Consider the following 13022-nt stretch of genomic DNA (forward strand, 5'->3'; position numbering starts at 1 on the left):
GCGATAGAGTCGTAATATAAATCAACTATACGACTCTATTTATTTGAGTTATAAAGTTGTACGTATCGAACTTAAAAGCATGAAATATAAAGACATCATAATCAATTTAAGGGAGGACGAATTTATAATGAGTAAAAAGAAATCATATGATTACGTCATTATTGGTGGCGGTAGTGCCGGTTCAGTATTAGGTAATCGTTTAACAGAAGATAAAGATAAAGATGTATTAGTATTAGAGGCAGGACGTAGTGACTATCCTTGGGATTTATTCATTCAAATGCCAGCAGCGTTAATGTTCCCATCAGGTAATCGTTTCTACGATTGGATTTATCAAACAGAAGAAGAACCACATATGGGACGTAAAGTAGACCATGCACGTGGTAAAGTTCTTGGTGGCTCTAGTTCAATAAACGGTATGATTTACCAAAGAGGTAACCCAATGGACTATGAAGGTTGGGCTGAACCAGAAGGTATGGAATCATGGGACTATGCACATTGCTTACCATACTTTAAACGTCTAGAGAAAACATACGGTGCTACACCATTTGACCAATTTAGAGGTCATCACGGTCCAATTAAATTGAAACGTGGTCCAGCAACTAATCCATTATTTAAATCATTCTTTGATGCAGGGGTAGAAGCAGGATACCACAAAACAAAAGACGTTAACGGTTATAGACAAGAAGGATTTGGACCTTTCGATAGCCAAGTGCATAACGGACGTCGTGTATCAGCATCAAGAGCCTACTTACACCCAGCAATGAAACGTAAAAATTTAACTGTTAAAACACGTGCATTTGTCACTAAAATCCATTTCGATGGTAACAAAGCAACAGGTGTAACATTTAAACGTAATGGTAGATACCATACGGTTGATGCAGGTGAAGTTATATTATCTGGTGGTGCGTTCAACACACCTCAATTATTACAATTATCAGGTATTGGTGACGCAGAATTCTTGAAATCTAAAGGAATCGAACCACGTATGCATTTACCAGGTGTCGGAGAAAACTTCGAAGACCACTTAGAAGTATATATTCAACATGAATGTAAAGAACCAGTATCATTACAACCAAGCTTAGATGTTAAACGTATGCCATGGATTGGTTTACAATGGATATTTGCACGTAAAGGTGCTGCAGCATCAAACCACTTTGAAGGTGGTGCTTTCGTAAGATCTAACAACCAAGTTGCTTATCCAAACTTAATGTTCCACTTCTTACCGATTGCTGTAAGATATGATGGACAAAAAGCACCTGTAGCACATGGTTATCAAGTGCACGTAGGACCAATGTATTCAAACTCACGTGGTAGCTTAAAAATTAAATCAAAAGACCCATTTGAAAAACCAAGTATTGTCTTTAATTACCTTTCAACAAAAGAAGACGAACAAGAGTGGGTTGAAGCAATTCGAGTAGCTAGAAATATCTTAGCGCAAAAAGCAATGGATCCATTCAATGGCGGTGAAATTTCACCAGGACCATCCGTACAAACAGATGAAGAAATCTTAGATTGGGTACGTAAAGATGGTGAAACAGCATTGCATCCATCATGTAGTGCTAAAATGGGACCTGCATCAGATCCAATGTCAGTTGTAGACCCATTAACTATGAAAGTTCATGGTATGGAAAATTTACGTGTTGTTGATGCATCAGCAATGCCTCGTACAACAAATGGTAATATTCATGCACCTGTATTAATGCTTGCTGAAAAAGCAGCAGATATCATCCGTGGTAGAAAACCATTAGAACCACAATATGTTGATTATTACAAACATGGTGTGAGTGATGAGAACGCTGGTGCAATGGAATTTGATCCATATTATCAACATTAATTGTAAAACAGTAAATTAATACTAAAAAAACGAGAAAAAGAAGATAACTTAGGGAGCGGGACGATGAATTCAAAATGAATTCTGTTCCGCTCCCAATTTGCTTTTTAATACCTTATTTAATCCGTTCGGTATCGCATCTCATGTTTTCAATCTTCATAGCTATTGAATTTTGATATGATAGTTAAGAAGAAGTGGTTTAGAAGGGTGGATGAAGACCTCTTGAATACAAATTATGAAATCACGTTCGACACGAAAAAAGAAGATGTCGCTTCTGATTACTTATCATTGAACTTAATATTAAAAGGCAATGTTACTTGTCAAAGTGAGAATCAAAATAGACAATATCACGTTGGCGATTTAATTTTAATTAATAGCTATCAAAATTTTTTGATTCTAGATGATACAGATGTTAGCTATATGTCACTCCGACTGTCAAATAAGTATTTCTCTCATTATATTGAAGATAAGAATATTTATTTTCACTTTGAAGAGGTATCTCAGAAAATACATAATGACATTAAAACGTTATTGGCTAAAATAGGCATTACCTATTTAAGAAAAGGAAAGTTTCATCAACTGCATATGGATCAAATGATGATTCAATTAATCGAGATGCTAGTGAAATTTATTCCGTATCAGTCAAGACAAGAAATGATACATGAGCAAAATAAAGATGACGTTTTTGCTAGTCTTGCCTCAGAATTTATTAATCAACATTACATGGAACATATCGGTTTAAATGATTTAGCAGACTATATCAATTTATCTAGTTCATATACGTCACGTTTATTTACAAAGAAATTAGGAACGTCGTTTAATAGTTATCTTAATAAAGTTAGAACGAGAAATGCTGAACATGATTTAAAATACACTGATATTTCAATTACCGATGTTGCTTTGGGAAATGGATTCTCCAATTCGACATCTTTAGCTAAAAACTTTAAATTATGGTATCACATGACACCAAGTGACTATCGTAAGCAATATCATGTTGAAGATAGCCACCAATCGGATAACAAACCAATGAATAAGCAAAGTATCAGACGGTATATTCAATATTTATCGTCGTTTGTGAATAATCAAATGGATGTCGTCATTCAATCAGCAGAACCTCAAAAGGATATTGACATCCAGTTAGATGACAGTCTTGGGCACTTAAATAAATATAACCATATCGTTCAAATAGGGAGTATTGTTAATTTGCGGGTACATCGCTATAGAGAACAGTTATTAGAAGTGAAAGATAGAATTGGATTAGATACGGTTCTTGTACAAGATTTAGTTAACGATAACGCTTGGAGAGAGCATGTTGTCGCATCAGATGAAATTATTCCGCATAGCCATCAATATATGACGTTAGATGAATGTTTATTATTCCTAATGAATCATCAAATACATTTGAGTATTCGTCTGAGACCGCCACGTAGCGCTTCAGCATTTCAATCGTATTGTGCACATTGGATAGAGATTCTTAAACATTTTATAAATATGACCACACGCAGTAGTAGCATGCAACTATCAGTGATTATAGATGCCATTGCGTTGAAACAATATGTACAATTATATGATGTATTTAAACATTATATTTCTAACGTGAAATTTATTGTGCATGACCAAGACGTTAGTGATAATAAGAATAATTTGAAACAATTATTTAAAGATCACGCTGAAAAGGTGCATATGTTAGCGATTGAAGCCAATCAGAATGACGTCGTTAATTTAGAAGTGTCTGAAGATATACAGTATCAATATGCGAAAAATCATATTAACGAGACAGTAGAAGCCTTACTCGAATGGCTTCCAGCCAATCATAAAGCCATTCCACTTATGTTGCTGAATTGGAATACTTTAACCGGCAATTCTAATTTGACAAATGGCGAGTATTTTAGAGCAGGTATTATATTTAAACAGTTATTAGATATCAATGAGAAAGTGTGTACAGTAGGCTATTGGTTAAACTACGAATTACATCAAAAGTACGGTGTCATGAATGAACATCGTCTAATGGGAATTGATTTATATCATCAATTTGATGGCAAGCGACCTGCATTCTTTACAAGTAATTTCTTTAGAATGTTGCAATCTCATGTGAGATTCCGCAATGAGGAATGTATGGTTGTGGGGGATGATACGCATCTTCAAATCGTTGTGTGGGATGCAGATCATTATAATCCATATTACACAATTTCAGAACAGCCTAATGTAATGGAGAAACGGAACTTTAAACTTGAAATTAAAGACCTTCAAAGTGGTCTATATAAAGTTAAACACTATACGTTAGATAAAGAGAATGGCGCGTTATATCGTGTATGGCAACAACATAATACAACGTATGGTATGGACCAAGAAACGATTGATTACGTGAACCGTATTTCATACCCTAGATTAGATATTTCAGAAGTAGAAGTAGCGCAAACACTAACGTATCATTTAAAAGTAATGACGAACTCCATCCATATCATAGAAATAAATAAATACGTATAATTAGGAGAATGACAAAAATGTATCATTAATTTTTGTCATTCTCCTTTTTAAATTAAAAAATCAAACAATTTGGTGTCTAAGAGGACATAAATTAACTATTAAATTGAGAGATAAATGATACAATTATAGGTGAGGAGAGATGAATTATGAATAAACAATTAATTAACACTTTACAAGAAAAAGAAGCACGTATGATTGAAATAAGAAGATATTTACATGAACATCCTGAGTTATCATTCAAAGAAGAAGAAACACCAAAATATATAGCGGATTTCTACAAAGATAAAGATTGTGAAGTAGAAACGAATGTAGGGCCTAATGGTGTTAAAGTGACGATAGATAGTGGCAAACCTGGTAAAACGATTGCGATTCGAGCAGATTTTGATGCTTTACCAATTAAAGAAGCTACAGGTTTACCATTCGCATCAAAAAATGAAGGCGTGATGCACGCTTGTGGTCATGATGCGCACACAGCTTACATGCTAATTCTAGGTGAAACGTTAATAGAAATGAAAGATCAATTTAAAGGTAAAGTTATTATTATTCATCAACCAGCAGAAGAAATGCCTCCAGGTGGCGCACAAGGCATGATTAAAGATGGCGTACTTGATGGTGTGGATCACGTGTTAGGTGCGCATGTGATGAGTACGATGGAAGCCGGTAAAGTCTTCTATAGAGAAGGATTTGTTCAAACTGGACGTGCCTACTTCAAATTAAACGTACAAGGTTCAGGTGGTCATGGCTCTTCACCACATATGGCTAATGATGCGATTGTAGCAGGTGCTCAATTTGTTACGGAAGTACAAACTATTGTATCTCGACGATTAAGCCCATTTGAAACAGGCGTGATTACAATCGGTTCATTTGACGGCAAAGGTCAATTTAACGTGATTAAAGATGCAGTAGAACTTGAAGGTGATGTTAGAGCGTTAACTGATGACACACGTGACACAATTGAAAAAGAATTAAGACGCTTAGTTGAAGGTCTTGAAGCAACATTTGGCGTAACGTGTGATTTCGAATTTAAAAAAGATTATCCAGCATTATATAACGACCCTGAATTTACACAATATGTTGCACGAACAATTCAAGACGCGGATGCAGATGATATCAATGGTATTGAAGTTTGTGAACCTCAACCACCATCAGAAGACTTCGCTTTCTATGCAGCAACATTACCAAGTACATTTATTTATTCAGGTGCTGCACCAAAAGATGGTAAAATTTATCCACATCACCACCCAAAATTTACAATTGATGAGTCATCAATGTTAGTAGCTGCAGAGGCAGTAGGGACAGTCGTGTTAGACTACTTAAGTTAAGGAGAGAGCATTATGGAAATGAGACAACAACAATTCACTGGAAATAATAAACTTTTATTAGGTATTGTACTTGGAGTAATTACATTTTGGTTATTTGCGCAATCACTACTTAACTTAGTACCAACCATACAACATTCATTTTCAAGCAGTATTGGTACAACGAGTATTGCGATAAGTATTACGGCATTATTTAGCGGGATGTTTGTCGTTGGTGCGGGTAGTTTCGCTGATAAATTAGGCCGAGTAAAAATGACATATATTGGCTTAGTATTGAGTATTATTGGGTCATTATTAATTATAGCGACACCATTTACTTCAATGTTAATTCTTGGACGTATCATTCAAGGGTTATCAGCGGCGGCGATTATGCCTTCTACTTTAGCGATTATTAAAACGTATTATCAAGGTTCAGATCGACAACGTGCGTTAAGTTTCTGGTCGATTGGTTCATGGGGTGGTTCAGGGTTCGCTTCTCTATTTGGCGGTATGATTGAAACGGCAATTGGTTGGCGTTGGATTTATATTATTTCTATCATTGTAGCGATTGTAGCGATTCTTCTAATTAAAGGAACACCTGAAACAAAATCGAATCAAACAACAAATACAAGATTCGACTTTTTAGGTTTAACATTGTTTGTCATTATGATGTTAAGTATTAATGTGGTGATTACACAAAGTGCTAAATTAGGGTTATTCTCGCCAATCATTTTAGCGTTAATTGCAGTATTTATTATTTCAACGATTATCTTTGTACGTGTAGAAATGAAAATGCATCATCCATTAATTGATTTTAAATTATTTAATAATAAAGCGTATACAAGTGCTACAATTTCTAACTTTATGCTTAATGGTGTTGCTGGTACGTTAATCGTTGCGAACACATTTGTACAACAAGGTTTAGGTTTTTCAACATTCCATACAGGATTACTTTCAATTACGTATCTTATTACAGTATTATTGATGATTCGTGTTGGTGAAAAAATCCTTCAAAAAGTTGGTGCAAGAAAACCTATGTTACTAGGTACTGCACTCAATATGGTAGGTATATTGTTAATCTCATTTACATTCCTATCTTCACAAATGTATGTAGTCGTTTGTGTTATTGGTTATTTATTATACGGTTTAGGCCTTGGTTTCTATGCGACACCTTCAACAGACACTGCCATTTCAAATTCTCCTGAAGATAAAGTGGGTGTAGCATCAGGTATTTATAAAATGGCATCTTCACTTGGTGGTGCGTTTGGTATCGCATTATCAGGTACGATATATGGTATAGGTGCAACCATGGTTAATATTAATTTTGGTGCCATGTTAGGATTGTGGTTGAACATTTTAATGGCAATCATTTCATTTATTGTCATACTCATAGGTGTTCCTAAACAACAATCTAAATCATAGAGTGATATTTAATGAAATAGAAGCGTATGCAAGAATTCTTTGGAATTTGCATATGCTTCTTTTTTTCGGGAAGAGAAGACCATACAGAGATGTGAAATCAAAAATGATTTAAGTTATAAGAAACCGTAGCGCAACATTGAAAATAGAGAAAAGCATATAATGAGAAAAAAGGAGTGGATAGAATGACGAAAGATTTAGTAAAACGTCTACAAGATAAAGAGGAAAAGATGATTGAAATACGTAGACACTTACATGAGCATCCAGAATTATCATTCCAAGAATCAGAAACACCGAAATATATCGCAGAATTTTATAAAGATAAAGATTGTGAAGTAGAAACGAATGTTGGCCAGAATGGTGTAAAAGTGACAATCGATAGCGGCAAACCAGGAAAAACGATTGCGATTCGAGCAGATTTTGATGCTTTACCAATTCAAGAAGATACAGGCTTATCATTTGCGTCTAAAAATGACGGTGTCATGCATGCATGTGGACATGATGCGCATACAGCGTACATGTTAATCTTGGCCGAAACATTAATTGAAATGAAAGATCAATTAAATGGTAAAGTGATTGTGATCCATCAACCTGCTGAAGAAATGCCTCCAGGTGGCGCCAAAGGTATGATTGAAGATGGCGTGTTAGATGGTGTCGATCATGTACTTGGTACACATGTGATGACTAATATGGAACCTGGTAAAGTGTTCTACCGCCCTGAAAATGTGCAAACAGGTCGTTCATACTTTAAATTAACGATTCAAGGTGAAGGAGGTCATGGCTCATCACCACACACTGCCAATGATGCGATTGTTGCTGGTGCAAACTTTGTTACAACTGCGCAAACGATTGTTTCACGTCGACTCAACCCATTTGAAACAGGCGTTGTAACGATTGGTTCATTTGATGGTAAAGGTCAATTTAATGTGATTAAAGATAAAATTGAACTTGAAGGTGACGTTCGTGCGCTAACAGATGCTACACGTGATCGCATTGCTGAAGAATTACAACGCATGGTTGAAGGTCTTGAAGCCACATTCGGTGTTAAATGTGACTTTGAGTTCAGTAAAGATTACCCTGCACTCTATAATGACCCTGAATTTACGAATTATGTAGCAGAAACAATTAAAAATGCTGATTTAGATGACGTAAAAGGGGTAGAAGAATGTGAAGCACAACCCCCATCAGAAGATTTTGCATTTTATGCTAAAACCTTACCAAGTACATTTATTTACTCAGGTGCTGCGCCACAAGATGGTAAAGTGTACCCTCATCATCACCCTAAATTTAATATTGATGAGAAAAGTATGTTAGTCGCAGCAGAAGCTGTAGGTGCAGTTGTGTTAGATTATTTGACTTCTAAATAAATCCAATTTTATTTCACTTTAGCCAACAAAACTTCAAAAAGTGTTGGCTTTTCAGTACTAGTGTAATACTACGTATCATGATAGTATAAGCGTATATCTAAACACTGGGGTGAGATAATGAGTTTTTACGAGTTTATGCAAGGATTTATTGGTGACCAAACCCCTTTGGGAGAACTTGCACATTGGATTAGTCAAGATCAACATTTTCCTAAGTATGAGCGTATCTCTGATAATATACTTAGTTATTTTACGACAATTGCAACATTGGACCATGAATTTTTAGAAATCGTGAAGCAATCTATCTCGCTTTATGAACAAAGCCAATTATAATGACCGAATGAATATAGATATACAAATTAAATCGTAGCTCAATGCTAGTTTAGAAATGAAGGATAAGAATCATGATTTTAAAAGACAGTTATAAAACATATGTAGTAGAAGAAAAGGGCGACAACATTATCTCAATAAAGAAAAATAACGATGAACATCAATACGATGTATTAGAGGTAATTGATGATTTATCTAATGATTCTTTTTGTGTTTTAAATCATTTGTACGTCAATGAAGGTATGGAGGATGCATTTGAGAAGAAATTCTTAGAACGTCCTAAATATTTACAAAATGTACCAGGATTTAAAGCTTTAAGATTTTTACGTCCGCAAGTAGCAGGACGACACTATATTATTTTAACTTTATGGGAAGAACGTCAGGCATTTTATGATTGGCAAAATTCCAATGAATATAGTCAAACGCATAAACATAGAGGCACTGACAAAGGTGTTGATCGTGACATTGTAAATCGTGATTTATCATATAACGTGCGAATTGAGTTAGCAGGTTTAGAATCAAAATTAAATTTGAGCAATATTTTTTAATATAGATGTAAAGATTAAGCCATTTGTCGTTATTTTTCGGCATCTGTGCTTAATCTTTTTCTTTTTACAACGTAGGATTAAAACGTTTACATAAAGGCTTTTGATTTCATCGGGCTAAAGCGTTTGATAAGATAATAAATAAGGTCGAACTGAAAGGGAGTATAGTAATGGATAATTCAAGTTTATTGGCACCAGAGACTTACAATATTGTTTCTGAAATTGAGAAACATGCTTCTAATACATCTAAGAAAGCCCTCATTTATGAAAATGGGGTAGACGAACCAATTACAGTGACATATTCAGAACTAATCAAAAATGCAAATAAAGTGGGACATGTATTATTAAATCATGGACTTCAAAAAGGCGATAAAGTATTAATTATGATGCCTCGCGCAATCATGACATATGAACTTTATCTTGCTGCTCTAAAATTAGGTATCGCGATTATACCTAGTTCGGAAATGTTAAGAACAAAAGACTTACAATACCGTATTACACATGGTGAAATTAAAGCCGTGATTGCCAAATCAGATTTCATCGAAGAATTTAAAGGTATTAAAGAGTATGACACATTAACAAAATTTATTGTTGATGGACATGAAGCGGGTTGGACAAGCATCGAAGACGAAAAAGCATCTCAAAGTGATGTACTTGATATAACGCGTACATCAAGAGACGATCTAGCAATTCTATCGTATACGTCTGGAACAACAGGTAATCCTAAAGCTGTTACACATTCTCATGGTTGGGGCTATGCACATATGAAAATGGCGCCAGAACACTGGTTATGCATTAGAGAAGATGACTTAGTGTGGGCAACTGCTGCGCCAGGTTGGCAAAAATGGGTTTGGAGTCCATTCTTATCCATTATGGGATCAGGTGCTACAGCATTTGTTTATAACGGTAAATTCAACCCTTCACGTTATCTTGAATTATTACAAGATTTTAAAATTAACGTCTTATGTTGTACGCCAACAGAATATCGTATGATGGCGAAATTGGATCATTTACAAGATTATAATTTAGACCACTTACATAGTGCAGTATCAGCAGGAGAACCATTAAACCGTGAAGTGGTAGAACAATTCCGCAATAACTTTGATTTAACAGTTCGTGATGGTTATGGTCAAACTGAAAGTACATTATTGATTGGTTTCTTGAAAGACACTACATCACGACCAGGGTCTATGGGGAAAGAAATTCCGGGCAGTCGTGTTACGATTGTTGATGATGAAGGCCAACAGGTGGAAACAAATGTTAAAGGTAATATTGCATTACCGCTTGATTTCCCAGGTTTATTTAAAGGCTATTATAAAGATGAAGAACGTACAAAAGCAGCTCAAGCAGGTGACTATTATATTACTGGGGATTTAGCACATATTGATGAAGATGGCTATTTCTGGTTTGAAGGTCGCCGAGATGATATTATCATTAGTTCAGGTTACACAATTGGACCATTTGAAGTTGAAGATGCTTTAACTAATCACCCAGCAGTAAAAGAGTGTGCTGTTGTTGCGAGTCCTCATGAAATTCGAGGTAATATCGTTAAAGCTTTCGTTATTTTACAAGATAACTATCAAGGCAATGATGAACTAATTAAAGAATTGCAAACCTTTGCGAAGAATGAAGTTGCACCGTATAAATATCCACGTGCAATTGAATTTGTAACGTCACTACCTAAAACAAATTCAGGTAAAATCCGTCGTGTTGAATTACGCGATGCAGAGCGTGAGAAATATAATAAAGCAAACGGCTTTAAATAATAGAATATTTAATGAATGAAAAGACACCTCATCAAATGATTAGATCATTTAATGGGGTGTCTACATTTTGCGTTATAGGTCGCAATGATTATCTCGCTGTATAACCACCATCGACCGTTAATGCTGCGCCTGTAATAAAGCGTGCTTCGTCACTTGCTAAGAATAATACAGCATTTGCGACATCTATAGGTTCACCTAAATAGCCAATTGGATGACGTTCAGACATTTTGGCAGTATAAGCGTCTAAGCCACCTTCTGTTTCAGCTCCTAATTTCTTCACTAAAGGTGTTAAAATTGTACCTGGATGTACAGAGTTAACACGAATATGATCTTTACCGAAGCTGATGGCATCTTGACGTGTCATGTTTGTTACTGCACCTTTTGCTGCTGCATAAGGTGTTAATTCATCAGTACCAACTAATCCTAAAATAGATGAGAAGTTGACGATAGAACCGCCACCATTGTCACGTAATAAAGGCACCGCATGTTTTGTACAGAAGAATACGCCTTTTACATCAACAGCAAATACTTGATCCCATTCTTCCTCTGTGAGTTGGTCCGTCGTTTTATCTGCACCAGTAATACCAGCGCAATTAATAAGAATATCTAATTTACCAATGTCCTGTTTAATGTGTTTAAAGGTTGCTTCGACACTCGCTTCTTTAGAAACATCTAGAACATAACCATATACATGTTGATCTGTCGTTTTAGATAATGTGTCGACGGCTTGATTAACGATGTCTTCCTTAAGGTCTGAAATAATGACTGTTGCACCTTCTTCGGCGAAACGTTTAGCTGTTTCAAAGCCCATGCCACCACCAGAACCAGTAATTAAAGCAACTTTATTTTCTAATCTCATAATGATCCCCCTTTTTCAAAGCTGAAATAATTGCCATTACGATTTAATGGTAGCACCCGCAATAAATAATGTATAATTCATAATAATTATATTTTTATAACTTTAAGTTATGAAAAGAGGTGTAAGATATGGAAATGACTAAACTGAAATATTTTAAAGTTGTGGCTAAAATGAATAATATGACTGAAGCGGCTAAGCAATTAAATATTTCACAACCGGCCTTAAGTAAAGCGATAGCTTCAATTGAGGATGAATTAGGGGTAGCATTATTTGATCGAAAAGGACGACAAATCTATTTAAATCGTTATGGTGAATTAATGCTGAATTATGTGAATAGTGCAGTTAGGGAGCTTAATGAAGGTGAACGTATCATTAAAGAATTAATCGGTGTTGAAAGTGGTCAAGTTTCGTTTGCCATTACCTTTCCACATGTAATGCCATCGCTCATTCAAAGCTATGTGGCACTACATCCGAATATCAAGTTGAAACAGTATCAAGCTGTGTCTGAACGCGCTACACAATTAATATTAAATAATGACGTGGATTTTGTAATATCGTCATCTAAAATTGAACATAAAGATGTGATTTGGGAACCTATCATTCAAGATGACATTTATTTAACAATTAGTAAAGATCATCCGTTCGCTCAATATGACACTATTAATTTACAACAGATTAAAGACGAACGATTAATCGGTCAAATAGAAGGTTATGGTTTTCGGGATAGGATAGATTACATCTTAGAACAAGAAGGGATTGTTCCAAATTATCAAATCGAAGTTGAAGATTCGAGTGCAATTTTAAAATTAGTCGCGATGAATATTGGCGTTTCATTTACGCCTAAGCAAGCTTTAAGAGGACTTGATGAGCAAATTATAGCGATACCCATTGATAATGCACGTTGTTACCGCATAATTGGTTTGGCATATAAAAAAGCTCATTATTTTACAGAAGTAGCGGCATCATTTAAGGCATTTGTAACACATTATTTTCAAAACGATATCCAATAATCCATAACTATATAAATAGTATGACACAATTAAAACGTGTGAAATAGACATAATGGTACGTGTTCGAATGTCTATGTAACGCTTTAATTGTGTCTTTTTTATAAACCTTTAAC

10 protein-coding genes are annotated in these 13022 nt (G+C 35.2%); 9 read left to right on the forward strand and 1 reads right to left on the reverse strand.

All coding sequences use genetic code 11. The features are described from left to right. Positions 1–124: 124 nt before the first annotated feature. The 8 genes from betA to mbcS all read left to right on the forward strand — a co-directional run bounded on the left by betA (position 125) and on the right by mbcS (position 11040). Positions 125–1834 (forward strand): choline dehydrogenase, encoded by a 1710-nt coding sequence (betA, locus tag KA878_RS07095; RefSeq protein ID WP_142237135.1) that lies wholly within the window; start codon positions 125–127, stop codon positions 1832–1834. A 219-nt stretch (positions 1835–2053) separates the two neighbouring features. Further along, the gene (aryK, locus tag KA878_RS07100) at positions 2054–4318 is read left to right on the forward strand and encodes a transcriptional regulator AryK (protein WP_193838896.1); all 2265 of its coding nucleotides are present in this window, start codon (positions 2054–2056) and stop codon (positions 4316–4318) included. A gap of 146 nt (positions 4319–4464) precedes the next feature. Continuing rightward, positions 4465–5640 carry a M20 family metallopeptidase gene (locus tag KA878_RS07105; RefSeq protein WP_193838897.1) on the forward strand — a complete coding sequence of 392 codons (1176 nt, stop codon included), beginning with the start codon at positions 4465–4467 and terminating at the stop codon, positions 5638–5640. 12 nt (positions 5641–5652) lie between these two features. Then, positions 5653–7038 carry an MFS transporter gene (locus tag KA878_RS07110; RefSeq protein ID WP_070855234.1) on the forward strand — a complete coding sequence of 462 codons (1386 nt, stop codon included), beginning with the start codon at positions 5653–5655 and terminating at the stop codon, positions 7036–7038. Between the two features lie 182 nt (positions 7039–7220). Next, positions 7221–8402, forward strand: coding sequence for a M20 family metallopeptidase (locus tag KA878_RS07115; protein ID WP_053028912.1), 1182 nt, complete (start codon positions 7221–7223; stop codon positions 8400–8402). Between the two features lie 117 nt (positions 8403–8519). Further along, positions 8520–8732 carry a sterile alpha motif-like domain-containing protein gene (locus KA878_RS07120; protein ID WP_193838898.1) on the forward strand — a complete coding sequence of 71 codons (213 nt, stop codon included), beginning with the start codon at positions 8520–8522 and terminating at the stop codon, positions 8730–8732. Positions 8733–8803: 71 nt separating this feature from the next. Continuing rightward, positions 8804–9277 (forward strand): antibiotic biosynthesis monooxygenase family protein, encoded by a 474-nt coding sequence (locus KA878_RS07125; RefSeq protein WP_053028910.1) that lies wholly within the window; start codon positions 8804–8806, stop codon positions 9275–9277. A gap of 167 nt (positions 9278–9444) precedes the next feature. Then, positions 9445–11040: an acyl-CoA synthetase MbcS gene (gene mbcS, locus KA878_RS07130; protein ID WP_193838899.1), complete on the forward strand. Its 1596-nt coding sequence runs from the start codon at positions 9445–9447 to the stop codon at positions 11038–11040. An 88-nt stretch (positions 11041–11128) separates the two neighbouring features. Here mbcS and KA878_RS07135 read toward each other — a convergent pair whose 3' ends face one another. Beyond that, positions 11129–11899: an SDR family NAD(P)-dependent oxidoreductase gene (locus tag KA878_RS07135; protein ID WP_156304889.1), complete on the reverse strand. Its 771-nt coding sequence runs from the start codon at positions 11897–11899 to the stop codon at positions 11129–11131. 128 nt (positions 11900–12027) lie between these two features. Between KA878_RS07135 and KA878_RS07140 the strand changes: the two genes are divergently transcribed. After that, entirely contained in the window at positions 12028–12909 is an 882-nt protein-coding gene (locus KA878_RS07140; protein WP_193838900.1) for a LysR family transcriptional regulator, read from the forward strand. Positions 12910–13022 lie beyond the last annotated feature (113 nt).

The organism is Staphylococcus sp. GDY8P57P (assembly GCF_017892585.1).
Lineage (GTDB): Bacteria > Bacillota > Bacilli > Staphylococcales > Staphylococcaceae > Staphylococcus > Staphylococcus borealis.

Coding starts and splice junctions, on each gene's coding strand:
- KA878_RS07105 (WP_193838897.1), top strand. CDS start 4,465: ATGAATAAACAATTAATTAACACTTTACAAGAAAAAGAAGCACGTATG.
- KA878_RS07120 (WP_193838898.1), top strand. CDS start 8,520: ATGAGTTTTTACGAGTTTATGCAAGGATTTATTGGTGACCAAACCCCT.
- KA878_RS07140 (WP_193838900.1), top strand. CDS start 12,028: ATGGAAATGACTAAACTGAAATATTTTAAAGTTGTGGCTAAAATGAAT.
- KA878_RS07115 (WP_053028912.1), top strand. CDS start 7,221: ATGACGAAAGATTTAGTAAAACGTCTACAAGATAAAGAGGAAAAGATG.
- KA878_RS07125 (WP_053028910.1), top strand. CDS start 8,804: ATGATTTTAAAAGACAGTTATAAAACATATGTAGTAGAAGAAAAGGGC.
- mbcS (WP_193838899.1), top strand. CDS start 9,445: ATGGATAATTCAAGTTTATTGGCACCAGAGACTTACAATATTGTTTCT.
- KA878_RS07110 (WP_070855234.1), top strand. CDS start 5,653: ATGGAAATGAGACAACAACAATTCACTGGAAATAATAAACTTTTATTA.
- KA878_RS07135 (WP_156304889.1), bottom strand. CDS start 11,899: ATGAGATTAGAAAATAAAGTTGCTTTAATTACTGGTTCTGGTGGTGGC.